General features: G+C 72.2%; 22 protein-coding genes. 13 read left to right on the forward strand and 9 right to left on the reverse strand.

Going from position 1 to position 24,218, the window contains the following annotated elements; genetic code table 11:
- The first annotated feature begins 331 nt into the window (after positions 1-331).
- Positions 332-2,695: an alpha-L-fucosidase gene (locus tag ACFVFH_RS22815; RefSeq protein WP_383771682.1), complete on the forward strand. Its 2,364-nt coding sequence runs from the start codon at positions 332-334 to the stop codon at positions 2,693-2,695.
- Here the strand turns inward: ACFVFH_RS22815 and ACFVFH_RS22820 are convergent.
- From ACFVFH_RS22820 to ACFVFH_RS22845, 6 genes are all read right to left on the reverse strand, one after another.
- The gene (locus ACFVFH_RS22820; protein WP_383771684.1) at positions 2,673-4,109 is read right to left on the reverse strand and encodes a lipase maturation factor family protein; all 1,437 of its coding nucleotides are present in this window, start codon (positions 4,107-4,109) and stop codon (positions 2,673-2,675) included. The genes ACFVFH_RS22815 and ACFVFH_RS22820 overlap by 23 nt on opposite strands.
- 19 nt (positions 4,110-4,128) lie before the next feature.
- Positions 4,129-4,653 carry a DUF1990 family protein gene (locus ACFVFH_RS22825; RefSeq protein WP_383771686.1) on the reverse strand — a complete coding sequence of 175 codons (525 nt, stop codon included), beginning with the start codon at positions 4,651-4,653 and terminating at the stop codon, positions 4,129-4,131.
- Positions 4,650-5,504 carry a YndJ family protein gene (locus ACFVFH_RS22830; RefSeq protein WP_383771687.1) on the reverse strand — a complete coding sequence of 285 codons (855 nt, stop codon included), beginning with the start codon at positions 5,502-5,504 and terminating at the stop codon, positions 4,650-4,652. Before ACFVFH_RS22830 ends, ACFVFH_RS22825 begins: the two co-directional genes overlap by 4 nt.
- A gap of 139 nt (positions 5,505-5,643) precedes the next feature.
- Positions 5,644-6,708 carry a FecCD family ABC transporter permease gene (locus ACFVFH_RS22835; RefSeq protein WP_383771689.1) on the reverse strand — a complete coding sequence of 355 codons (1,065 nt, stop codon included), beginning with the start codon at positions 6,706-6,708 and terminating at the stop codon, positions 5,644-5,646.
- Positions 6,705-7,634 (reverse strand): FecCD family ABC transporter permease, encoded by a 930-nt coding sequence (locus ACFVFH_RS22840; RefSeq protein ID WP_383771691.1) that lies wholly within the window; start codon positions 7,632-7,634, stop codon positions 6,705-6,707. Before ACFVFH_RS22840 ends, ACFVFH_RS22835 begins: the two co-directional genes overlap by 4 nt.
- A 91-nt stretch (positions 7,635-7,725) precedes the next feature.
- Positions 7,726-8,775 (reverse strand): iron-siderophore ABC transporter substrate-binding protein, encoded by a 1,050-nt coding sequence (locus tag ACFVFH_RS22845; RefSeq protein WP_383771693.1) that lies wholly within the window; start codon positions 8,773-8,775, stop codon positions 7,726-7,728.
- 418 nt (positions 8,776-9,193) lie between these two features.
- Here ACFVFH_RS22845 and ACFVFH_RS22850 point away from each other — a divergent pair, with 418 nt between their 5' ends.
- Complete coding sequence (locus ACFVFH_RS22850) at positions 9,194-10,246, forward strand: chitinase (RefSeq protein ID WP_383771695.1); 1,053 nt, start codon at positions 9,194-9,196, stop codon at positions 10,244-10,246.
- Between the two features lie 88 nt (positions 10,247-10,334).
- On the opposite strand, the gene ACFVFH_RS22855 is transcribed toward ACFVFH_RS22850, so the two are convergent.
- Positions 10,335-11,702 carry an FAD-dependent oxidoreductase gene (locus tag ACFVFH_RS22855; RefSeq protein WP_383771697.1) on the reverse strand — a complete coding sequence of 456 codons (1,368 nt, stop codon included), beginning with the start codon at positions 11,700-11,702 and terminating at the stop codon, positions 10,335-10,337.
- 257 nt (positions 11,703-11,959) lie between these two features.
- On the opposite strand from ACFVFH_RS22855, the gene ACFVFH_RS22860 reads away from it, so the two are divergent.
- The 10 genes from ACFVFH_RS22860 (at position 11,960) to ACFVFH_RS22905 (ending at position 22,769) form a co-directional block, all read left to right on the forward strand.
- Positions 11,960-14,026: a SpoIIE family protein phosphatase gene (locus tag ACFVFH_RS22860; RefSeq protein ID WP_383771699.1), complete on the forward strand. Its 2,067-nt coding sequence runs from the start codon at positions 11,960-11,962 to the stop codon at positions 14,024-14,026.
- Between the two features lie 175 nt (positions 14,027-14,201).
- Positions 14,202-15,587 carry a wax ester/triacylglycerol synthase family O-acyltransferase gene (locus tag ACFVFH_RS22865; RefSeq protein ID WP_383771701.1) on the forward strand — a complete coding sequence of 462 codons (1,386 nt, stop codon included), beginning with the start codon at positions 14,202-14,204 and terminating at the stop codon, positions 15,585-15,587.
- A gap of 164 nt (positions 15,588-15,751) precedes the next feature.
- Positions 15,752-16,735, forward strand: a complete 984-nt coding sequence (locus tag ACFVFH_RS22870; protein WP_383771703.1) for an aldo/keto reductase — start codon at positions 15,752-15,754, stop codon at positions 16,733-16,735.
- Position 16,736: 1 nt separating this feature from the next.
- Positions 16,737-17,048 carry an L-rhamnose mutarotase gene (locus ACFVFH_RS22875; RefSeq protein WP_383771705.1) on the forward strand — a complete coding sequence of 104 codons (312 nt, stop codon included), beginning with the start codon at positions 16,737-16,739 and terminating at the stop codon, positions 17,046-17,048.
- 1 nt (position 17,049) lies between these two features.
- Positions 17,050-17,904, forward strand: a complete 855-nt coding sequence (locus ACFVFH_RS22880) for an amidohydrolase family protein (RefSeq protein WP_383771707.1) — start codon at positions 17,050-17,052, stop codon at positions 17,902-17,904.
- 36 nt (positions 17,905-17,940) lie between these two features.
- Positions 17,941-18,801, forward strand: a complete 861-nt coding sequence (locus ACFVFH_RS22885) for an Fpg/Nei family DNA glycosylase (protein ID WP_383771709.1) — start codon at positions 17,941-17,943, stop codon at positions 18,799-18,801.
- Between the two features lie 87 nt (positions 18,802-18,888).
- Positions 18,889-19,641: a LytTR family DNA-binding domain-containing protein gene (locus ACFVFH_RS22890; protein WP_344515809.1), complete on the forward strand. Its 753-nt coding sequence runs from the start codon at positions 18,889-18,891 to the stop codon at positions 19,639-19,641.
- Between the two features lie 61 nt (positions 19,642-19,702).
- A complete protein-coding gene (locus ACFVFH_RS22895) occupies positions 19,703-20,065 on the forward strand; it encodes a hypothetical protein (RefSeq protein WP_383771711.1) in 363 nt (120 codons plus the stop codon).
- The gene (locus tag ACFVFH_RS22900) at positions 20,062-21,543 is read left to right on the forward strand and encodes a cation acetate symporter (protein WP_383771713.1); all 1,482 of its coding nucleotides are present in this window, start codon (positions 20,062-20,064) and stop codon (positions 21,541-21,543) included. The genes ACFVFH_RS22895 and ACFVFH_RS22900 overlap by 4 nt, the downstream gene beginning before the upstream one ends.
- Complete coding sequence (locus ACFVFH_RS22905) at positions 21,540-22,769, forward strand: sensor histidine kinase (protein WP_383771715.1); 1,230 nt, start codon at positions 21,540-21,542, stop codon at positions 22,767-22,769. The genes ACFVFH_RS22900 and ACFVFH_RS22905 overlap by 4 nt, the downstream gene beginning before the upstream one ends.
- A gap of 10 nt (positions 22,770-22,779) precedes the next feature.
- On the opposite strand, the gene ACFVFH_RS22910 is transcribed toward ACFVFH_RS22905, so the two are convergent.
- Positions 22,780-23,298 (reverse strand): hypothetical protein, encoded by a 519-nt coding sequence (locus tag ACFVFH_RS22910; RefSeq protein WP_383771717.1) that lies wholly within the window; start codon positions 23,296-23,298, stop codon positions 22,780-22,782.
- Positions 23,299-23,408: 110 nt separating this feature from the next.
- On the opposite strand from ACFVFH_RS22910, the gene ACFVFH_RS22915 reads away from it, so the two are divergent.
- Positions 23,409-23,606 (forward strand): zf-HC2 domain-containing protein, encoded by a 198-nt coding sequence (locus ACFVFH_RS22915; RefSeq protein WP_383771719.1) that lies wholly within the window; start codon positions 23,409-23,411, stop codon positions 23,604-23,606.
- Here ACFVFH_RS22915 and ACFVFH_RS22920 read toward each other — a convergent pair.
- Positions 23,540-24,109 carry a sigma-70 family RNA polymerase sigma factor gene (locus ACFVFH_RS22920; protein ID WP_383771721.1) on the reverse strand — a complete coding sequence of 190 codons (570 nt, stop codon included), beginning with the start codon at positions 24,107-24,109 and terminating at the stop codon, positions 23,540-23,542. The genes ACFVFH_RS22915 and ACFVFH_RS22920 overlap by 67 nt on opposite strands.
- Between the last annotated feature and the right edge of the window lie 109 nt (positions 24,110-24,218).

A 24,218-nucleotide genomic window follows, 5' to 3' on the forward strand; every position in this document is an offset into this window, starting at 1 on the left:
GGGGACATCCGGCGAACCTGGCGAGCGGATCCGCGCACCGGGGCGCAGCACGCGCGACGGCGCTCTTTGGGACTCCAACGGAGCAGCGGAACACCGCACCGCGAGAAGAGTCGTCCGGCATATGCGTGGATGGCGACAGGCCACCGCGTGCCCCGCCCGTTCCCCGTCCGGCGCGGCCCTTCTCCGCCGAGCCGTTGGAGCGCTCCCGCGCCCCTTGCCGAGCCGGCCGCTGACGGGCCCTTGAGTCATCGGATGAGTGCGGGGCAGGTGTTTCGTTCTGTCTGGAAGATTGCATTGACAGGTTCGCGTCGTGCTCCAATCATCGGATGTCATGACCGAACTTCCCAGGCGCCATGTACTCGGAATGACGGCAGGGGCGGCAGTCGGCGCCGCCCTGCTCACCCCCGCCACCGCCGATGCGGCCCCGCACCCCCCGGCCGCGCCGCGCACCGGATCCGGTACCGGGCACGGCGGGTGGGGCACCGTTCCCGCCGCTGTGCCCGTCCCCCTCGATGAGTGGTTCGACAACGACGGCATCGACTCCGCCGAGGCCCGCGGCGGTGACTTCGACGGCTCCGGCTACACCTTCCCGGGCGAGGAACTCCCCGCCGGGGAACGGGAGATCGGCGGCACCACCTTCCTCTTCCCCGGCTCCGCCGCGGGCGCCAGGAACAATGTCGTCGCCCTCGGCCAGCGCATCGGCCTGCCGCCCGGCCGCTACCTCTCCGCGCTCTTCCTCACCGCCTCCAGCTACGGCGCCGCGTCCGGCCGGGCCACGGTCCACTACGCCGACGGCACCACGACGACCCCGGTGCTCGGCGGCCCCGACTGGTACGGCGGCAGCGGCGCCCTCACCGCCGCGTACCGCTACACCGCCGACGGGGCCGAGGACCCGCACCAGGTGTCCATCGCGGTCAGTGAGATCGCGCTCGACCCGGCCCGGGAGGCGGTCGCGCTCACACTGCCCACCACCCAGCCCGCCGAGGCGAACAAATCGTCCCTGCACATCTTCGCGCTCTCGCTCCAACCGGCAGCCGAGGGGCGGGCGTTGGCGCTGCGCGACGCCCACTCCACCACCTCGCTGCTGGACTCCGGCGCCCAGAGCGTGGAGGCCACCGTCGTCAACGCAGGCACGGTCGGCATCCTCGCCTCGGACGGCCTCACCCTCGCCGTGGACGTACCGGGGGCCCGGACCGTCGCGCCGGCCCGCGTGGCCCGCCTCGCCCCCGGCGAGCAGGCCCGCGTCCGGATCGGCATCCGCAGCAGACCCGGCACCGCTCCCGGCACGGTGCGGGAAGGCGATGTCGTCGCGCGCGGCCGCGGCGCGCGGGCGGCCACGGTCCGACGCTCGCTCACCCTCGGCGTCCCCGACTACACGCCGACCGACGCCTCGCTCTCCACCCATCAGGCGCCGTACTGGTTCCAGCAGGCGAAGTTCGGGATCTTCATCCACTGGGGCGTCTACTCGGTCCCGGCCTGGGCGCCGGTCGGCACGCAGTACGCGGAGTGGTACTGGAACCAGATGCAGGACCCCGCGAACCCCACCTACGCCCATCACCGCGCCACCTACGGGGAGTCCTTCGCCTACGACGACTTCATCCCGCGGTTCCGTGCCGAGCGCTTCGACCCGCGCTCCTGGGTGGAACTGTTCCGGGACGCCGGTGCCCAGTACCACGTCCTCACCTCCAAGCACCACGAGGGCTTCGCGCTCTGGGACACCAAGCTCTCGGACCGCAACGCGGTGAAGATGGGCCCCCGCCGCGACCTGGTCAAGGAACTCTTCGACGCCTCGCGCCGCTACACCCCCGAACTCCACCCGGGGCTGTACTTCTCGATGCCCGAATGGTTCAACCCCGACCACCCGTGGATGGGCCACGCCCCGCGCAACCCCTACACCCTGGAGCCGGTCCCGTACACCGGTCACACGGCGGGCAAGGACTACGTCACCGGGTTGCAGGCCCCGCAGATGCTGGAGCTGGTCCACCGGTACGGCCCGGAGATCCTCTGGTGCGACATCGGCGGCGACAACGACAGCCACCGGGTGCTGGCCGAGTACTTCAACCACGCGAAGAACCGGGCCCGCCCGGTCGAGGTCACCGTCAACAACCGCTCCGGGATCGGCCCGTACGACTTCACCACGCCCGAGTACACGACCTACGACCAGATCGTCACCGCCAAGTGGGAGTCCAGCCGCGGCCTCGACCCCTTCAGCTACGGCTACAACGCCCAGACGCCGGACGAGAAGTACATGACGGCCGAGGAGATCGTGCACTCGCTGGTCGACATCGTCTCCAAGAACGGCAACTTCCTGCTGGACATCGGGCCCAGGGCCGACGGCACGATCCCCGGCATCATGCAGCGCAGGCTGCGCGAGACGGGGGAGTGGCTGCGGACCAACGGGGAGGCGATCTACGACACCACGTACTGGTCGCGGATGCCCCAGCTCGGCGAGGACCTGCGGTTCACCCTGCGGCCGGACCGGGCGTTCTACATCCACTCCCTGGCACGGCCCGGCGCGAGCCTCACCGTCGAGGCACCGGTGCCCGTCCGCGGCGGCGACCGGATCACCCTGCTCGGACACGACCGGCCGCTCAACTGGCGGGTCCGGGGCGGTTCGCTGGTGATCGACGTGCCGGCGGCGGCCCGCAGGACCGGGAAGCACGCCTGGGTGTTCAAGATCGCCTGGTCGGACTGAGCGGGGAGGAGCCCAGCGAGACGGGGCGCATGAAGTCCCGCATCCGGGTGCGGTGCCACCAGCGCCCGGTGGCCCGCAGTTCGCGCCAGGTGGTGTACCGGTAGCGGTACACCACGGCGCGGACGTGGGCGGGCGGCGAGTGGGGGAACGGGTTGTGACGCAGCAGCCGCAGGGTGTCCCGGTCGTTCTCCAGCAGCCGCTCCACGAACGGGCCGAACCAGGGACGGGCGTACGCGGGGGACAGCGCCGCGAACCACATCAGCCAGTCCAGCCGCAGATGGTACGGAGCGAACTGCCGGGGCATCCGGCGCGGGTCACCCGGCTTGCCCCGGAAGCCGTACTCCCGCCACACGGTGCCGTCGTGGAGCACCCGCTCGTCCGTGCCCTCCACCACCACCTCCAGCCGGACCCGGCTGACGCTGCCGAACGCGCCATAGGTGTTGACCAGGTGCAGCGGGTCGAACGAGCGGTTCATCACCTGGCGGCGGGAGACCAGATTGCGGGCCGGCCGGTAGCTGAGGAACACGACCAGCGCGGTCACCGCCAGGACGACGATCTCGTACCAGAGGGGCGGCGCGGACTGCGCGGGCGGCGCGGTGAACAGCGACCAGTCGACGGCGGACAGCGCCAGGGTGATCGTCAGCCAGTTCAGCCAGGCGAAGTTCCCCGACAGGACCAGCCACAGCTGGGTGACGATCATCAGCCCGGCGGCCGCGCTCGCCACCGGCTGCGGTGTGAACAGGAGCACCGGCACCAGGAGCTGGGTGACATGGTTGGCCGCCGCCTCGGCCCGGTGGACGGGCCGGGGCAGCCGGTGGAAGAACCAGCTCAGCGGCCCCGGCATCGGCTGGGTCTCGTGGTGGAAGTCCAGACACGTCAGCCTGCGCCAGCACTCGTCGCCGCGGATCTTGATCAGCCCGGCGCCGAACTCGACCCGGAACAGCACCCAGCGCAGCAGCCAGAGCACCAGCACCGGCGGAGCCGTGTGCCCGTTGCCGAGGAAGACGGCGAGGAACCCGGTCTCCAGCAGCAGTGACTCCCAGCCGAAGCCGTACCAGGTCTGGCCGACCTGGACGATCGACAGATAGAGCGCCCAGGGCAGCGCCCAGAGCACCATCGCCGCCCAGAGCGGAAGGTACGAGTCCGCGCCTGCGAGCAGAGCGACGGCGATCGCGCAGCCGGTCCAGGCGACGAGGGTGAAGAAGCGGTCGGAGTAGTGGAGGCGGAAGAGCCCGGGGCCGTCGCGCCAGTCCGTACGCCGCAGGAAATCGGGTACGGGCAGCATGCCGCGTTCGCCGATCAGCGCCCGGAACTGGAGCGCGGCGGTGAGAAAGGCGACCAGATAGACAGCGGCGAGAGCCCGCTGGAAGACCAGCCGGCTGAGCCAGTAACCGTCTGCGGTGAACCACTCCATCGCTTCCAGTATCGGCGATTCAGCCCCGTCCGCCGCGCTCCTCGTCCACGATGCGACGGAGCGTGCTGCCCAGCCGCCGGGCGTACCACCGCTGGAGCACCGGTACGAGCGGCCCGGCGAGCCGGGTGTACCAGGCGGCCGGCCGGCTGAAGGCCATCACGGTGAACCACACCGTCCCGTCGTCGTCCAGCTCCGTCACGAAGCACTCCTCGCCGCGCTCGGGGTGCCGGGCCAGCGTGCCGTACGCGAACCCGGTGCGGTGCGCCCCGTACTCCGCCCAGACCACACGGCAGGGAGCGGTGAACCGGAGCGGTCCGGCGCCCAGCGACACCCGGACCAGGACCCCGGCCTCGGCGCGCTCCGCCGACGCCCGGACCCCGGCCCCCGAGGCGCGGTGCATGTGCCAGCCGGTGACGGCGGCGCCCGCCGCCTCGAAGTCGGCCCGGCCGCGGCCGACCCGGGTCCGGTGGTGGAGGTGGTGGTATCCGTCGGGCAGCGGGCCGAGGCGGGTGGCTCCGGCCTCCGGGTAGGTGAGCGCGGTCATGCGGTCCTGCCTTCGTGGTCGTCGCGGTTCTGGAGTCTGCGCCAGGCGAGCACCGAGCAGAGTGCGAAGCCCAGCGCGTTGCCGAGGCCGTGGGTGGCGGCCATCCAGGTCAGGGTGGGGTGGGGGAGCCCGGTCGCCTCGCCGAGCGCCCAGCTCAGCGCGAGCACCATGGTGACCGCGAGCACGGTGGACGAGGCGGCGAGCAGGGCCCGGGTGACCCGGTCCCGCTGCCCGGCGCGGACCGTGCGCCAGGTGAGCAGGGCGACCGTCCACATGCCCGCGGTCAGTACGACCGCGCCGGCCAGCTCCGCCCAGTCGCCGATGAAGTAGCCGATCAGGACGAGCAGGGTGCCCAGCGGCACGCTCAGCGCGGCGAACCGCCCCGCCGGGCTGTCGGCGATCCGGCAGACGAGCCCCGAGACCAGCGCGGCGGCGAAACCCGCGAAGTGGAAGTGCGGCACGGTCAGCGCGAGGATGCCGAGCCCGAAACCGAGGAGCCGGTGCCCCGAGCGTTCGGCGACCAGGGCCGTGGCGGCGACGGAGGGGGTGATCAGCGCCGTCAGCAGGGCGATCTCGGCGGGAGCGACCGGGAGTCTCCCGGACGTCCGGCGGCTTTGGAGCAGCCGCAGTGGTGCGTGCAGGGCGAGCAGTACGGCGCCGAGCGCGTAGCAGGCCGCCAGGGCGGTGGCCGGGGCGCCGCGCGGCAGCCAGAGAGAGACGGCGCCGGGCACGGCGAACAGCGGCCACCAGCGGCGCATCCGGTCCAGCTCGTCCGCGCCCACCAGCCGCAGTCCCACCGGAACCACCACCAGCATGCCCAGCATCACGACCGTACCGACCAGCACCGACATCATGGCCCCCTCGACTTGAACATGTTCAAGTGTGCTCGGGGGAGACTCTACGGCCCTTCTTGAACGTGTTCAAGAAGGGCCGTGGGTCGGATGGTGCCGTGACCGCGTCAGCGGCGGGCGGCGTCCGGAGCGGGGCGTCTCACAAGGCTCCCCGGCGCCACTCCCGTACCAGCAGACAGCCGAGGTACACGCCGCCGATGGCCATCGTGTAGATGCCGACGGGCAGATTGTCGAAGAGGGGCAGCTGCTGGGCGCAGAGATCCGCGAGCACCAGCAGCAACGCGCCGCTCAGCGCGGACAGCACCAGGTGCGGGCCCGACACCCGGGTGATCCGCTTGGCGATCTGCGGAGCCGTGAGCGAGAGGAACGCGATCGGCCCGGCGACCGCGACGGCACCGGCGGAGAGCACGATCGCGAGGACCACCGCGCACGTCTTCGTGGTCCGGGGCTCCGATCCGAGCGCGGCCGCGATGTCGTCGCCCATCTCCCCTATGTCCAGCCGCCGAGCGAGCAGCGCGGTGAGCGGGGCGACGGCCAGGAGCACCAGCCAGATCGTGGTCGCGTCCTCCCAGGACCGTGCCGACAGGCTGCCGTTGACGTAGGCGGTGAGCACGGCGGCCCGGTCGCGCTCCATGGCGTAGACGACGTACTGGGTGATCGCGGTGCCGATCGCGGCGACCCCGATGCCCGCGACGACGAGCCGGGCCGGGTTGCGGAATCCGGTCCCGGTCGACACATGGACGAGCCCCATGGCGAGCAGGGCGCCGAGCAGCGCCCCGAGCGCCACCGGCACGGTGTCCGGGAACAGCAGCGCGCTGATCGCGGCGCCCGCCCCGGCGCCGGACGCCAGCCCGATCACATCGGGGCTGCCGAGCGGATTGCGGGTGACGGACTGGAACAGCGCCCCGGAGAGCCCGAGCGCGCCACCGGTGCCCACGGCGACCACCAGGCGCGGCCCGCGCAGCCGCTCGATGACGAACGCGTTCTTGCCCTCGGCCCCGCCGGTCACCGCCCCCGCGAGTTCGGAGAGCGGAATGCCCAGCCGCCCGAGCGACAGCGTGGCGACGGCGCCCGCCACGAGCAGCACGAGCAGGACGAGCGCCGTCAGCACGGACACCCGCCGGACCGGCAGGGCCACCCGGCCGCCGACCGTGACGACCTTCCTCGGCGACGCGGTACGGACCGCGCTCCGCTGCGATGTCATGAGTTGCCCCTCATCCTGCGTACGGCGACGAGCAGTGCGGGCGCCCCGATGAACGCGGTCACGACACCGACCATCAGTTCCTGCGGACGCATCACCACCCGCCCCACCACATCCGCGAGGAGCAGCAGCGACGGCCCGACCAGCGCCGAGAAGAGGATCTGCATCCGGAAGTCGACCCCGACCAGCGCCCGCACCACATGCGGAACGGCCAGTCCGACGAAGGCGATCGGGCCGACCGCCGCCGTGGCCGCCGCGCTCAGCAGCGTGGCCGAGAGCAGCCCGCCCGCCCGCACCAGCGCCGGACGGGCGCCCAGGGACGCCGCGGTCGAGTCCCCGAGGGCGAGCGTGTTGAGCCCGGGACCGAGCACCGCGGCCAGCGCCAGACCGGCCGCGGCGAACGGCAGGACCGACCAGAGGACGTCGAAGTCCCGCCCGCCGAGCGCGCCGACGACCCAGTAGCGGTAGCTGTCGAACACCTTGGGACGGCTCAGGGTCACCGCCTGGATGAACGCCATGAGTACGGCCGAGAGCACCGCGCCGGCGAGCACCAGCCGTACCAGACCGCTGCCCGAACCCGCCGAGCCGATCGCGTGGACGAGCAGACCGGCGACCAGCGCACCGGGCAGCGCCCACCACATGGTCTCCGTGCTGCCCGTCGCCCCGAGGAACGCCGTCGCGGCGACGATGCTCGCCGAGGCGCCCGCGTTGATCCCGAGGAGGCCCGGATCGGCCAGCGGATTGCGGGTCACGCCCTGCATGAGCGTGCCCGCGACGGCCAGGCCGAGACCGGCGAGCAGGCCCAGCGCGGTCCGCGGGTAGCGGCTCTCGACGATGGTGGTGACATTCGGGTCCGCGGTCCCGGACAGCACGTGCAGCACATCGCCGAACGAGGTGGTCCGGCTGCCGAACATGATGCTCGCGAACACGGCGAGGACCAGGACGGCGACCGCGCCGACGAGGAGGAACGCCCGCCGGGCGGTGCGAGTGTGGTGGTGGCCATGGGGGTGGTGGCCGTCCTCAGGCGTTGTCGGAGGCCTTGACGGCCTTGTCGATCAGCGGCAGGTAACGGTCGATCACCCACGGCACGGTGAGCGGGTTGATGATGGAGGAGGCGGTGACGAAGGAGTTGTCGTCGCTGTACACCATGGCGCCGCTCTTGACGGCGGGCATCGCCGCGTACAGCGGCTGGGCCTCGATCTCCTTGCGTGCCTTGTCGTCCATGTAGAAGGTGAAGAGCAGATCGCTGTTCTTCAGCTTCTCGGCGTTCTCCAGGCCGATGAGCGCCGATTCGGTGCCCTTGGTCTCCTTGAAGGAGTTCACCACCGGGTCCACGGTGAGTCCGAGCGAGGTGAGCATCTTGACGCGCTGCTCCTCGGGCTTGAACACACCGAGGGTGCCGGGGCCGGTGTTGTAGATGTAGGAGAAGGTGTGCTTCTTGTACGCGGGGCGGGTCGCCGCCGCGTCGGACAGCTGCTTCTCGATCTTCGAGACGAGGCCCTCGGCCTCGCCCGTCTGCCCGAGCGCCTTGCCGATGATGTCGATCTGCTGGTCCCACTTCGTGCTCCAGGCCAGACCGGGATAGGCGACGGTGGGGGCGATGTCCTTGAGGATGTCGTAGTCCTTCTGCGTGATCCCGGACCACGGCGCGAGGATGACGTCCGGTTCCAGCTCGGTGATGGCCTCGAAGTCGATGTCCTCGCCGCCCGTGATCTGGGTGGGCAGCTTGTCGCCGGACTTCTTCACCGCCTCGTGGATCCAGGGCAGATAGCCCGTCTTGTCGCTTCCCCACTCGTACTTCTCGATGCCCACCGGGGTGTGGCCGAGCGCGATGGCGGTCTCGGCCGAGCCCTGGCCGAGGGTGACGATCCGTTCGGGCTTCTTCTTGATCTCGGCGGTGCCGAGCGCGCTCTTGATGGAGACGGGGAACGCTCCGCCGCCCTTCCCGGACGCGCCGGAGGTCTCCTTGCCGTCGTCGCTCGACGAGCAGCCGCCGAGGGCGAGGACAAGGGCTGCGGCGGCGGCAGTTGCGGCGAGCGTCCGGCGACGTGCGCGGGTGAACCGGGACATGGATGTTCCTCATGCTTGACGGATGGAGCGGCTCCCCGCGACCGCGTGCGGGCACGCCGGAGGAATGACCGTACGGACATACGACGGGCGGCCCGGTGCAGAGCGCGGGGAGTTAGGCAAGCCTAAGCTAAGCCTCTGTGTGGCGGGTAACCGGCCCCCTCGGTGAACGCTTTCGGGGCCCGGTCCGCCGCCGTTCGGTGGCGCCGCCGGGGCCGGGGTCCGGCGGCGGCTTTGGTCCAGACCTATTGACGGACGCTCCGGGTCTCCCTAGCGTGTGGCAAGCCGTGAAATGCGAGAACGCATTCCGCCTGGATTGTCAGGGGCATGCCATTCACGTGCCAACTCGCCCCGCGCCGGGCCGCCTCGGGCACCCGCACCGCCCCGGTGGCACCCGGCCGCGACAGGAAGGGAAGTGCCCATGTTCGGTCGGACAGCGCGCCTGCTGGGGGCAGGCCTCGCGGCGGCATGTGTCGTGCAGATGCTGGTGGCGGCGACGCCCAGCGCCGCCCAGGACGACACCTGCGCGGTCAAGTCGAAGCCTGCCGGAAAGGTGCTCCAGGGGTACTGGGAGAACTGGGACGGCGCGTCCAACGGGGTGCACCCTCCGCTGGGCTGGATCCCGGTCACCGACGGCCGCATCGCGCAGCACGGCTACAACGTGATCAACGCGGCCTTCCCGGTCATCCTCTCGGACGGCACCGTGCTGTGGGAGGACGGGATGGACTCGACCGTGAAGGTCCCGACCCCGGCCGAGATGTGCCAGGCGAAGGCGTCCGGGCTCACCACGCTGATGTCCATCGGGGGCGCCGCCGCCGGAATCGACCTCAGCTCCAGCGCGGTCGCCGACCGGTTCGTCGAGACGGTGGTGCCGATCCTCAAGAAGTACAACTTCGACGGCATCGACATCGACATCGAGACCGGCCTCACCGGCAGCGGCAACATCAACCAGCTGTCGGCCTCGCAGTCCAACCTCATCCGCATCATCGACGGCGTGCTCGCGCAGATGCCGTCCAACTTCGGACTGACGATGGCGCCGGAGACGGCCTATGTCACCGGCGGGAGCATCACCTACGGCTCGATCTGGGGCGCGTACCTGCCCATCGTGAAGAAGTACGCGGACAACGGGCGCCTGTGGTGGCTGAACATGCAGTACTACAACGGCAGCATGTACGGCTGCGCCGGGGACTCGTACTCCGCGGGCACGGTCGAGGGATTCACCGCCCAGACGGACTGTCTGAACAAGGGGCTCGTCGTCCAGGGCACCACGATCAAGGTCCCGTACGACAAGCAGGTCCCGGGGCTCCCGGCCCAGCCGGGCGCCGGGGGCGGTCATCTGTCGACCGGTCAGGTCGCGCAGGCCTGGAACCACTACGGCAACGGGCTCAAGGGCCTGATGACCTGGTCCCTCAACTGGGACGGCTCGAAGGGCTGGACCTTCGGGGACAACGTCAAGGCGCTGCAGGGCCGCTGAGGCGTCCGGGGACCGGGCGGCTCCGCCGAGGTGGACGGAGCCGCCCTTCCGGCCGGCCGGGGCGGCGGCCGGCCGGGGCGTCCGTTGGTCAGGAACGCGGTTCGGAGGCGTCCAGCATGGCCTCGCGCTCCACGACCTTGATCCGCTCGCGGTCCTGCTCCGCGCCGAGGGCGCGCTCGTGCGCGTCCAGGCGGTACCAGCCCTCGCGGGTGGTGTAGCGGACGCCGCGCTCCTCCAGGAAGGCGGTGACGGCCTCCGGCTCGGGGCGGACCGGCGCGGGCAGCCGGCCCTCGGCCCGGTCCTCCAGCAGGCAGGCCACGGTCTCGTTGGCATCGCCCTTGGTGTGGCCGATCAGGCCGACCGGACCGCGCTTGATCCAGCCCGTGACGTACACCGAGGGCATGTGCTCCCCGCCGTCGACGACGCGCCCCGCCTCGTGCGGGACCGTGCCGGAGGCCACGTCGAACGGGAGCTTCGGGAGCTCGCGCGAGTAGTAGCCGACCGCGCGGTAGACGCTCTGCACGTCCCAGTCGGTGTAGTTGCCGGTGCCCTTGACGTTGCCGGTGCCGTCCAGCTCGGTGCGCTCGGTGCGCAGGCCGACGACCCGGCCGTCCTCGCCGAGGATCTCCACCGGGGACTCGAAGAAGTGCAGGAACAGCTTGTGCGGCCGGTCACCGGCGTCGCGGATGGCCCAGTTCTCCAGCGTGGAGGCGACCATGTTGGCCTGCTTGTTGCCGCGCCGGGTCTCGATCGAACCCGCGTCGTACTCGATGTCCTCGGGGTTGACGATGACCTCGATGTTCGGCGAGTGGTCCAGCTCCCGGAGCTCCATCGGGCTGAACTTGGCCTGCGCGGGACCGCGCCGCCCGAAGACGTGCACCTCCATGGCCTTGTTGGCCTTGAGGCCCTCGTAGACGTTGGCGGGGATCTCGGTCGGCAGCAGCTCGTCCGCCGTCTTGGCGAGGATGCGGGCCACGTCCAGGGCCACGTTGCCCACGCCGAGCACGGCGACCTTCTCGGCCTCCAGGGGCCAGGTGCGGGCCACGTCGGGGTGGCCGTCGTACCAGGAGACGAAGTCGGCGGCGCCGTGGGAGCCGTCCAGCTCGCTGCCGGGGATGTCGAGCGCGCGGTCCGCGTCGGCGCCGGTGGAGAAGATCACGGCGTCGTAGAAGGAGCGCAGATCGTCCAGGCCGATGTCGTTCGGGTAGTCGACGTTGCCGAACAGCCGCAGCTGCGGCTTGTCGAGAACCTGGTGCAGCGCCTGGACGATGCCCTTGATCCGGGGGTGGTCCGGGGCCACTCCGTAGCGGATCAGACCGAAGGGGGCGGGCATCCGCTCGAACAGGTCGATCGAAACCCCCGGGTCCTGGGCGGCCTCGGATTTCAGCAGCGCGTCCGCCGCGTAGATGCCGGCGGGGCCGGCTCCGACTATGGCGACGCGGACGGGGCGGGTCATCAGGTACTGGTCCTTAGAACGGGCTGATGCGGTCAGTGCAGCTCAGGGTAAAGGTAAGGCTGGGCTTACCGTGCCCCACGGGACACCGTAACCGTTGCCCGTCCGCGGCCTCGGGGCGGTTCGCCCTACGAGACGTCCGGTCCCGCGGTGCGGAGCCCGGAACGGCGGTCCGTGCCACTCGGGTGGCGCGGGCGCGATTCGCCCGCCCGCGCGGGGTTCGCTCGAAGAATCGGACAAATGATGGCAGAGTGACACGCATGGATGATCGGGCAGCGGGTGCCCTGTCACTCCCGGACGACTGGCCCGCCCACCCGGATCTCAGTCTCGCCCTGAACCGTATGGGCAGCTTCGACTGGGACCTCGACAGCGGCCTCATGCACATGGACCGGCCCGCGCTCGACGTGTTCGACCTGCGGGCGGAGGAGTACGACGACCGGCCGGAGTCGCTCGGACACCGGGTGCCCGCGGACGAGGGCGTCCGGCTCGACGGCATGGTCGCGCAGGCGCTCAAGAGCGGCCGGAGCAGCTACGGGGCGTACTTCAGGATCAAGCGGCGCGACGGCACCCTGCGCTGGACCCACACCCAGGGCTTCATCCGGCGGGACGGCACCGGCCGACCGCACCGCATCATCGGCATCGTCCGCGACGCCACCCAGGAACTGGCCGACTCCACCGCCCGCCACGAGCTGGACCAGCAGCGGCGCCGGCGCACCAGCCTGGTCGACGGCACCACGGCCGCGCTGGCCCACGCCCGTACCGTCGGGGACGTCATCGAGGTGCTGAAGAACTCCCAGGGCCTGGCGCACCTCGGGGCGACCAGCCTGGTCATGGGGCTGATAGAGGCCGGGCGCATCCATCTGGTGGCCGACGGCCCGGAGGACTCCTTCGTGCCCGGCACCCGGTACACCCGGACGGACGAGCAGTACCCGATGAGCGAGGTCGTGCGCACGCTCGCGCCGCGCTTCATCGAGTCCGCCACCGACTTCGCCACCTCGTACCCGATCCTGTGGCCCCACATCAGCCACCTGGGCATCACCTCGGCCGCCTATCTGCCGCTGATCGCCCAGGCCAGGCCGATCGGCGCGCTCGGCCTGCTCTACAGCGACAAGGACGGCTTCACCGGGGACGAACGCAATCTGCTGCTCGCGCTCGGCAGCTCCATCGCGCAGAGCCTGCAACGGGCCATGCTGTACGAGCAGGAGCACGACCTCGCCGAGGGCCTCCAGCAGGCCATGCTGCCGCGCAGGATCCCGGACGTGCCGGGGGCGCAGATCGCCGTCAGATACCGCTCGGCCCGGCTGGGCCGGGACATCGGGGGCGACTGGTACGACGTCATCCCGCTGCCCGGCGGCCGGGTCGGCGCCGTCATCGGCGATGTCCAGGGCCACGACACCCACGCGGCGGCCGTCATGGGGCAGCTGCGCATCGTGCTGCGGGCCTACGCGGCGGAGGGGCACAGCCCCGCCACGGTGATGGCGCGGGCCTCCGTCTTCCTGCACGAGCTGGACACGGAGCGCTTCGCGACCTGCACCTACGCCGAGGTCGACCTGACGACCGGGGTGGTCCAGCTGGTCCGGGCCGGCCATGTCGACCCACTGGTGCGCGAGGGCGACGGCGGCTGCCGCAGACTCCCCGCCGAGGGCGGGCTCCCGCTGGGGCTCTCGGCCGAGTTCGGGCGGCTGGAGTATCCGGTCAGCACCGTCGAGCTGGACCCGGGACAGACCCTGGTGCTCTTCACCGACGGGCTCGTGGAGCTGCCGGGCGCCGATCTCGACGAGGGCATCCAGCTGCTGACGGCCATGGTGCGCAACGGCCCGCAGGACCTCCAGCGACTGGCCGACCGGCTCTGCGAGGAGGTCGACGAGCGCGGCGGCGAGGACGATGTCGCGGTCCTGCTGCTGCGCCGCAAGGCCGCCCACGCGCCGCAGCCGGGCGGCCGGCTCCAGCAGCACGTCGCGCAGAGCGACCCGGAGGCGCTCAGCTCGGCGCGGCACATGATCCGGGCCGCGGTCCGGGCCTGGGGTGCCAAGCCCCGCGCGGACGAGGTCGAACTGGCCGCCGACGAGCTGATCACCAACGCGCTCATGCACACGGACGGCGGGGCCATCGTCACCATCCGGGTGCTCACCGGCCCCGAGCGGCGGCTCCGGGTCGACGTCGAGGACCGCTCCAGCGCGCTGCCCAGACGCCGGGACGCGGGGGAGGCGGGGGTGTCCGGGCGGGGCCTGATGCTGGTGGACCGGCTGGCCGACCTGTGGGGCGTGGAGTCCCGGGGCAGCGGCAAGTGCGTGTGGTGCGAATTCGTCATCCCGGCACATGAGTGACGGAAGCACGCTTCCCTGCCCGAAGCGCGCTTTCCTACCCGACAGTAACAGAACGTAACATGTCTGTACTTGACCGTAACCGACCGCGAGCGATTGACTTCGATCCGGTCGTTTACGACTCCGTCAGTTCGTTTACGACTCCGTCAGTCTTTGTCTTCGACGACATGAGGACCCGTTGGGAACTGAGCTGCTGGCACCCCTCGATCTCGCCTTCTGGCACCTCGAAACGGATGCCCATCCGATGCACCTCGGCGCGCTCGCCGTCTTCTCCCCGGCCCCCGGCCCGCTGCCCGGCGCCGACGCGGAGACCGTGCTCGACCTGCTCGGCACCCGGGCCGCCGCCATCCCCCGGCTGCGGATGCGGGTCAGGGACGTACTGCTGCCGGTCGGCGGAGCCGCCTGGTTCGTGGACAAGGACTTCGACGTCCACCGGCACATCCGGCAGGTGCGGCTGAGCGGGGCGCCCTCGCCGGACGGGGACGGCGGATTCATGGCGGGCGCCACCCGGCTCGCCGGTGAACTGATGGAACGGCCCCTGGAACGGGGGCTGCCGCCCTGGCAGATGTATGTCATCGGCGGAGCCGACGGCGGCCCCTTCGCAGTGCTCGTCAAGCTGCACCACGCACTGGCCGACGGGATGCGCGCGGTCGCCATCGGCGCCGGGATCTTCGACGAGATCGCCGCCGCGGGCCGGACCGGCGGCGCCGCCGCCCGCCGGACGCGTGCCGTCCCGCCCCGCTCGTGGATGCCGGGCCCCCGGCAGGTGGCGGGCCTCGCGCTCGGCCGGATCGAGGATCTCGGACGGGCCTTCGGTGTCGGTGCCTCCATGGTCCGCGCCAGCCGTCTCGACCCGCGCGGCGCGCCCGCGCTCACCGCGCGCTCCAGCGGCACCCGGCGCCTCGCCACCGCCGACCTGGACCTCGAAGCCGTCCAGCGGATCCGCCGCGCCGCGGGCGGCACGACCAACGACGTCCTGCTCGCCGTCGTCGCCGGGGCGCTGCGCCGCTGGATGTGCGAGCGCGGCGAACCGCTGCCCGCCGAGGACCCGCGCGCCCTGGTCCCCGTCTCCCGCCGCAGACCGGGCCAGGCCGCGGCGACCGGGAACAGGCTCTCGGCCTATCTGCTCGGGCTCCCGGTCGGCGAGCCCGATCCGTGGAAGCGGCTCGGCGCCGTCCGTACGGCCATGGACCGCAACAAGGCCGCGGGCCCCCTGCGCGGCGCCGGAGCGGTCGCCGTGCTCGCCGACCAGCTCCCCTCGCTGGCCCACCGGTTCGGCGCGCCGCTCGCCGGGAACGCGGCCAGGATGCTCTTCGACGTCCTGGTCACCAGCGTCCCCCTGCCGCGCTCGGCGCTCTCCCTCGGCGGCTGCCCGCTGCGGGCCGTCTATCCGATGGCGCCGCTGGCCCGCGGCCAGGCCCTCGCCGTCGCGCTGTCCGCCTACGGAGGCCGGGTGCGGGTGGGACTGGTGGCCGACGGCAAGGCGGTGCCCGACCTGGAGCGGCTGGCGCGCTGCGCCGAGGAGGAGGTGGCGGAACTGCTCGCCACGCCGCCGGCCCCGTGAGCCCCGGCGGCCGGTGTCCCGATCGGCTTCCGGCCCGGTCATAGATCGGACAGGTTTCCCGGAAAGTGTCACGCTCTGTGGCGCTGGAGGTGTTGACGCGCCCAAGTGATCCGATGAATATTCGCTGTGTACAGAAAGCGATCATCGGGGAGGGCGGCCGGAGCATGCGGCGCAACAGACTGGGAAACAGCGCGGTCGAGGTCACCGAGCTGTCCTTCGGGGCGGCCGCCATCGGCAACCTCTTCACCGCCGTGGAACCGGAGCGGGCGGCCGCCGCGGTCGCCGCCGCCTGGGACGAGGGCGTCCGCTACTTCGACACCGCGCCGCACTACGGCCTCGGCCTCTCCGAACGGCGGCTGGGCGAGGCCCTGCGCGAGCGCCCCCGCGACGCGTACGTGCTCTCCACCAAGGTGGGCCGCATGCTCGACCCGCTGCCCGCCACCACCGCCCAGAGCGGCGACGGGCTCTCCGAGGGCTTCGCCGTCCCCGCCACCCACCGCCGGCGCTGGGACTTCAGCGCCGAGGGCGTACGCCGCAGCATCGAGGACAGCCTCGAACGGCTCGGCCTCGACCGCATCGACATCGTCTATCTGCACGACCCGGACGACCACGCCGAGGCCGCCTTCCACGAGGCGTACCCGGAGCTGGAGAAGCTGCGGGCCCAGGGCGTCGTCGGAGCCATCGGCGCCGGGATGAACCAGACCGCGATGCTGACCCGGTTCGTGCGCGACACCGATGTCGACGTGGTGCTCTGCGCCGGACGCCACACCCTCCTCGACCAGTCCGCCCTGACCGATCTGCTGCCCGAGGCCGCCGCCCGGGGCCGCAGCGTGGTCGTCGGAGGCGTCTTCAACTCCGGACTGCTCGCCGACCCGCGCCCCGGCGCCACCTACGACTACACGGCGGCCCCCCTCAGCCTCCTGGACCGGGCCCTGCGCATCAAGGCCGTCACCGAGGGCCACGGCGTACCGCTGCGGGCCGCCGCCCTCCACTACCCGCTCGCCCACCCCGCCGTCGCCGGAGTGCTGGTGGGCACCCGCTCCCCCGACGAGGTGCGCGACGCCGCCGCACTGCTCCGCCGCGAGATCCCCGACGAGCTCTGGGACGAGCTGCGCGCCGAGGGCCTGCTGACCGAGAACGGACACTGACATGAGAATCGCCCTGCACACCAAGGTCCGCGCCGACCGCGTCGAGGAGTACGAGGCCGCGCACCGCGAGGTCCCGGCGGAGCTCACCGCCGCGATCCGCGCCGCGGGCGCCACCTCCTGGACGATCTGGCGCAGCGGCACCGACCTCTTCCACGTCATCGAGTGCGAAAACTACGCCGCACTCCTCGCCGAACTGGAGCAGCTCCCCGTCAACGTGGCCTGGCAGGCCAGGATGGACGAACTGCTCGACGTGGCGCACGACTACTCGGCCGACGGCGCCGGAGCCGGTCTCCCGGTTGCCTGGGAGCTGTGACATGACCGGTCAGGAACGGATCGTCGACGCCCACCACCATGTGTGGGACCTCTCGGTGCGCGACCAGGACTGGATCACCGGCGACGAACTCGCCCCGCTGCGACGCGACTTCACCCTGGCCGACCTGGAGCCGGAGGCGCGCGCCGCCGGGGTGCGGGCCACCGTCCTCGTGCAGACCGTCACCGTCGCCCAGGAGACCCCCGAGTTCCTGGCCCTCGCCCGGGAGAGCGACCTCGTCGCGGGCGTCGTCGGCTGGTGCGACCTCACGGCGCCCGGTGTCGCCGACACACTGTCCGAGCTGCGCGAACTCCCCGGCGGCGACCGGCTCGTCGGTATCCGCCACCAGGTCCAGGGCGAACCCGACCCCGCCTGGCTGCTGCGCCCCGACGTCCGGCGCGGACTGCGGGCCGTCGCCGACGCCGGACTCGTCTACGACCTCGTGGTCCGGGCCCACCAGCTGCCCGCCGTGGTCCAGGCCGCGGCCCTGCTCCCCGAGCTGACCTTCGTCCTCGACCACGCGGGCAAACCCCCCGTCGCAGCCGGCGAACTGCACCCCTGGGCCGACGACGTCCGGGCGCTGGCCGCCCGCCCCAACACCGTCTGCAAGCTTTCCGGCCTGGTCACCGAGGCCGATCCGCGCTCCTGGACGGTGAGCGGCCTGCGCCCGTACGCCGACACCGTCCTCGACGCCTTCGGCCCCGACCGGCTGGTGTTCGGCTCGGACTGGCCGGTGTGCCGGCTCGCGGCGACGTACGGGGAGGTCGTCGACGCGGCACGCGCCCTCACCGACTCCCTCACCGAGGACGAACGGGGCCGGGTCCTCGCCACCACGGCCGAGCGGGTCTACGGCCTCTGACAGGCGCCCCGCCGGGCCCTTTGGCAGTCTGGGACCATGCCCGAACTGCCGGAAGTCGAAGCCCTGCGGGTCTTCCTCGACGACCACCTGGTCGGCAGGGAGATCGACCGCGTCCTGCCGCTCAACGTCAGCGTCCTCAAGACGTACGACCCGCCGCCCACCGCCCTGCACGGCGCCACGGTCACCGGCATCGCCCGGCACGGCAAGTTCCTGGACATCGAGGCCGGGCCGCTGCACCTGATCACCCATCTCGCACGGGCCGGCTGGCTGCGCTGGAAGGACGAGTTCCCCGCCGCACCGCCACGCCCCGGCAAGGGACCCCTGGCGCTGCGCACCGTGCTCACCGGCGGTGGCGGCTTCGACCTCACGGAGGCGGGCACCACCAAACGCCTCGCCGTGTACCTGGTGCACGACCCGGCCGAGGTGCCGGGCATCGCCCGGCTGGGCCCCGACCCCCTCGACGACTCCTTCGACCGCGACGCCTTCGCCGCGCTGCTCGCCGGGGAGCGCCGCCGGATCAAGGGCGCCCTGCGCGACCAGTCCCTGATCGCCGGCATCGGCAACGCCTACAGCGACGAGATCCTGCACGTCGCGAAGATGTCGCCGTACCTGCTCACCGCGCACCTCACCGACGACCAGATCACCCGGCTCCACACGGCGATGCGCACCACCCTCCAGGACGCGGTCGCCCGCTCCAGCGGCCTCGCGGCCGGAAAGCTCAAGGCCGAGAAGAAGAGCGGGATGCGGGTCCACGGACGCACCGGCCAGGCGTGCCCCGTCTGCGGGGACACCATCCGCGAGGTGTCGTTCAGCGACTCCTCGCTCCAGTACTGCCCGACCTGCCAGACCGGCGGCAGGCCGCTGGCCGACCGCCGTCTGTCCAGGCTGCTCAAATGACCCGCCGGGGTACGAGGGCCGGACGGTACGCGAAGAAGCGGCGCATCTCCCGGCCCCGCACCCCGTGCGCGCTCTACACTCCCGCCCATGCTGCGCGTACTCGCCGTCGACGACGAAGAACCCGCCCTGGAGGAACTCCTCTACCTCCTGCGCGCCGATCCCCGGATCCGCAGCGCCGAAGGGGCCACCGGCGCCACCGAGGCGCTGCGCCGCATCGGCGGCGCCGTCGACGCGGGCCCGGACGACCCGGCCGCCATCGACGTCGTGTTCCTGGACATCCACATGGCGGGCCTCACCGGTCTCGACGTCGCCCAGTTGCTGGCAGGCTTCGCCGCACCGCCGCTCATCGTCTTCGTCACCGCGCACGAGGGCTTCGCCGTGCAGGCCTTCGACCTGAAGGCCGTCGACTACGTGCTCAAACCCGTACGCCGAGAGCGCCTGGCCGAAGCGGTGCGCCGCGTCGCCGAACAGGTCGGCGACCGCTCCGCACCCGTGGTCGACACCGCGGGCGACCAGATCCCGGTGGAGCTCGGCGGCGTCATCCGGTTCGTCCCGATCGACGACATCGCCTACGCCGAGGCCCAGGGCGACTACGCCCGGCTGCACACCGCCACCGGCAGCCACCTCGTCCGCGTCCCCCTGACCACCCTGGAGGAGCGCTGGCGCACCCGGGGCTTCGTGCGCATCCACCGGCGCCATCTCGTCGCCCTGGGCCGGATCGACGAACTCCGCCTCGACGCGGGCAGCATGAGCGTCCGCATCGGCACCGCGGAGCTCGCCGTGAGCCGCCGCCACACCCGGGCGCTGCGCGATCTGCTGATGCGTCAGACCGGCCGCTGACCAGCGCCTACCTGCCTCCGGCCTTCCCACGGCGGTCCGGTGCCGCATACACTCCGGGCCCATGTCCGCAGAGCCAGCGCCCCGGCGCGAAGTGGTGACGGGGGAGCCCCGGCGGGTGCGCCCGCTGCCGCGCTACCGCACCCAGTCGGAGATCGACGAGCAGACCGCCCTCGGCGGCGCGTACGTCCGTTCGCTGATGCGCGGCCAACTGCGGGCCGGACTCACCGCGTTCGTGGTCCTCGCGGTGGTCGCCGGAACACTGCCGCTGGTCTTCGAGGCCCTGAACAGCGCCGCGCTCGTCTGGGCGGTCCTCGGATTCGCCGCCTACCCGCCGCTCACCCTGGTCGCCTGGTGGTACGTGCGCCGGGCCGAGCGCAACGAACGCGACTTCGCCCGGCTCGTGGAAGGCCGCCCCGGACCGTGAGCCGTACGTACGCGGTGGCGGCGGTCGCCGTCGTCTTCCTCGCGACCGTCCTCGTCGGCGGTTTCGGACTGCGCATCTCCCGCACCACCTCCGACTTCTACGTCGCCTCACGCACCGTGCGGCCCCGGCTCAACGCCGCGGCCATCAGCGGCGAGTACCTCTCCGCCGCCTCCTTCCTCGGCATCGCCGGGCTGGTCCTGGTGCACGGCCCCGACATGCTCTGGTACCCGGTCGGCTACACCGCGGGCTATCTGGTGCTGCTGGTCTTCGTGGCCGCGCCGCTGCGCCGCTCGGGGGCGTACACACTGCCCGACTTCGCCGAGGGGCGGCTGGAATCGCGGCAGGTGCGCAGGTTGGTCAGCGTCTTCGTGGTGGCGGCGGGCTGGCTCTACCTCGTACCGCAGCTCCAGGGCGCGGGACTCACGCTCAAGATCCTCACCGGGGCGCCCGGCCGGCTCGGCGACGTGCTGGTGGCGTCCGCCGTCGTCATCGCCGTCGCCGCGGGCGGCATGCGGTCCATCACCTTCGTCCAGGTCTTCCAGTACTGGCTGAAGCTGACCGCGCTGCTGGTCCCCGCGATCTTCCTGGTGCTCGCCTGGCGGGGCGACGGAAGCCCCCGGGTCACCTTCGACGAGCAGCTCTCCGTGTTCCGCGCCGACCACCCGCTGTACGCCACCTACGGGCTCATCGTCGCCACCTTCCTCGGCACCATGGGCCTGCCGCACGTCGTCGTCCGCTTCTACACCAGCCCCAACGGCCGCGACGCCCGCCGCACGACGGTCGCCGTCCTCGCCCTCATCGGCGCGTTCTACCTGCTGCCGCCGGTCTACGGGGCGCTGGGCAGGCTGTACGCCCCCGAGCTGATCCACGGCGGGGACGCGGACGCCGCCGTGCTGCTGCTGCCCGGCCGCGTCATCGGCGGGCTCGGCGGGGACCTGCTCGGCGCCCTCGTCGCGGGCGGTGCGTTCGCCGCGTTCCTGTCGACCGCCTCCGGGCTCACCATGGCCGTCGCCGGAGTCATCACCCAGGACGTGCTCCCCTCGCGCGGCGTGCGCCACTTCCGGCTGGCCACCGTCCTCGCCATGTCCGTGCCGCTGGCCGGTTCGATGGTGGTCAGCCGGGTACCGGTGGCCGACTCCGTGGGCATGGCGTTCGCCGTCTCCGCGTCCTCCTTCTGCCCGCTGCTGGTCCTCGGCATCTGGTGGCGGCGGCTCACCCCGCCCGGGGCCGTCGCCGGACTGATGCTGGGCGGCGGCTCGGCGTTCCTGTCCGTCGCCATCACCGTCAGCGGCGCGGTACGCCCGCCGGGCTGGCCGCACGCCCTGCTGGCCTGGCCCGCCGTCTGGTCGGTGCCGGTCGGCTTCCTCGCGATGGTCCTGGTCTCCCTCGCCACGCCCGGCCGCATACCCCCCGGCACCAATGCCGCGATGACCCGCTTCCATCTGCCGGAGGCGCTGACCGCGGGGAGACACCGATGACCGGAGCCGGATACGCCGCACCGGTCGTGCTCGCCCTCCTGCTGCTCGGCGCGGGATTCCTGCTCGGCCGCCGCACCGCCCGCCCCGTCCGCACCAGCGACGTCGGTACGCCCGTCGAGCACGCCACCTTCGAGACCCTGCACACCGCCTCGCTCGCCGCGCCCCCGCTGCGCGCCGGGCTCACCGAGGAGAGCGCCCGCAGATCCGCCCGGCGACTGCGCTCCCTGCTCGGCACCGACGCGCTCTGCCTCACCGACCGCGACCGGGTGCTCGTCTGGGACGGCGAGGGCGAGCACCACGGCCGCCAGGTCATGGACCAGGTGCGCGGCCTCCTCGGCAGCGGCCGGGACACCGCCTTCCGCATCGACTGCGACGACCTGGACTGCCCGCTGCGCTGGGCCGTCGCCGTGCCCCTCACCGTCGACAACCGGGTGCTGGGCACCCTGGTCGCCTACGCCCCGCGCGAGTCCGCGGTGCTGGCGCGAGCCGCCGGGGAGGTGGCCCGCTGGGCCTGCGTACAGCTGGAACTGGCCGAACTCGACCGTTCCCGCACCCAGCTCATCGAAGCCGAGATCAGGGCGCTGCGGGCCCAGATCTCCCCGCACTTCATCTTCAACTCACTGGCCGCCATCGCCTCGTTCGTCCGTACCGATCCCGAGCGGGCCCGCGAACTCCTCCTGGAATTCGCCGACTTCACCCGCTACTCGTTCCGCAGCCACGGCGACTTCACCACCCTCGCCGACGAACTGCACTCCATCGACCAGTACCTGGCGCTCGTCCGGGCCCGTTTCGGCGAACGGCTCGCGGTCACCCTCCAGATCGCGCCCGAGGTCCTGCCCGTCGCCCTGCCGTTCCTCTGCCTCCAGCCCCTGGTCGAGAACGCCGTCAAGCACGGGCTCGAAGGCGCCGTGCCCGCGCCCCGGGACCCCGGCTCAGGACGGGCACGGAAGACCCCGACCCGCATCACCATCAGCGCCTTCGACGCGGGCTCCGAGGCCGAGGTCGTCATCGAGGACGACGGCACCGGCATGGACCCGGAACGCCTGCGCCAGATCCTGCGCGGGGAGGGCGGCCGCTCCACCGGGATCGGACTGCTCAACGTCGACGAACGGCTGCGACAGGTCTACGGGGACGACTACGGGCTGGTCATCGAGACCGGTGTCGGCGCCGGGATGAAGATCACGGTGCGGCTGCCGAAGTACCGTGCCGGGGTGCACGGTTCCTGACCGGCCGCGTTCAGTGGAGATGGATCGCCAGATGCCCGAGCGGCAGCCCCAGCTGCCAGGCCGGTGTCCAGACCCGCGCCGCCTCCTCCGCCTCCGGCCCGTCGTCCTCCGCCTCCCGCGGCGGCGCGCCGATCGCATCGAGGTCGGCCGCCAGCAGTTCGGTCTCCACCAGCCACCGCCAGGCCGCACGGGCCAGCACCAGATCGGGATCCGCGCCGGCCGTCCCGGACGCCGGGTCCGGGCCGAGCGCGTCCAGCCGTGCACCGACCCAGCCGCACCACTGGGCCCCGTACGCCGTCAGCAGCCGCAGTTCGTCCAGCCGGGCCGCGGGCAGCGCGTCGGGCACCGCGCCGCCGGAGAGGAAGACGGTGAGCGCGAGGGCGTCCCGCCCCGCGCGGTACTCCAGCGTGGACGGCTCCATCAGATCGCCGGTCCGCAGCATCCCATCGGCTATGTACTCCGCGTACATCCAGGCCATCGGGACCAGCAGCCCGCCCCCACCGGTTCCATCCTGACGCTCGGGGCGCATCCCGTCTCGCCTCTTTCTCTCTTCGGTGCCGCGCTTCACGGAGCATTGAACCGGGGGAGCGCGCCCCGCGTGGCCAGAAGGACAGGATCCGTACACGACACGAGGATGCGATGACCGCCGACCCCGGGGAGGGCCCGCATGTGCGGCACGCGCTCGGCGCCTACGTGCTCGACGCGCTCACGGCCGGCGAGGCCCGTACGGTCTCCCGCCATCTGCAGTCCTGCGACCGCTGCGCCGCCGCCTACGTGGAGGTGGCGGAGGCCGTCTCGCTGCTCGCCCTGCTGCGCGCGGAGGATCTGCCGGAGTAGCCGGGCAGATTGCGGGAGAGCTGCCGCAGCGCGTAGTAGGAGCGGGACTTGACGGTGCCCGGGGGGATGCCGAGGACCCGGGCCGTCTCGTCCACGGTGAGCCCGCGGAAGTACATCTGGACGAGGACCGCGCGGTGCTCCGGGCCGAGGGTGCGCACCGCCTCGCGCACGTCCAGGGCCGAGACCGTGGCCTCGGCGGTGTCCTCCCCGGCCGCCGTCGTCGCCAGCACGGCGTCGCCGACCTCGGTGGGCCGGGCCTGCCTGGACCGGCGGGCGTCGATCGCGAGCCGCCGCGCGACCGTGAAGAGCCAGGGCCGCATCGAGTCGTACGGCGCGTAGAAGGCCTCCGGATGCTGCCAGGCCCGCACCAGCGTCTCCTGGAGCAGGTCCTCGGCCCGCTGCCGGTCGCCGAAGGTCAGACCGAGCAGGAAGTGGAGGAGGGCGGGCCCGTGCTCCCGCTGGAGCTCCGCGAGGGCCCGCTCATCGGTCGTCGTGGTGGTCATCGAGAACGCCCTCTCCGCCGAAGTCCCGTCCGCTTCACTGCCGACTGGCGTATACGAACCCATCGGGGCGCCGAGGAACAGGCGACGGGCGGCTCCGTGCGACGAGCGG

The sequence above is a fragment of the Streptomyces sp. NPDC057697 genome, assembly GCF_042799335.1.
Taxonomy (GTDB): domain Bacteria; phylum Actinomycetota; class Actinomycetes; order Streptomycetales; family Streptomycetaceae; genus Streptomyces.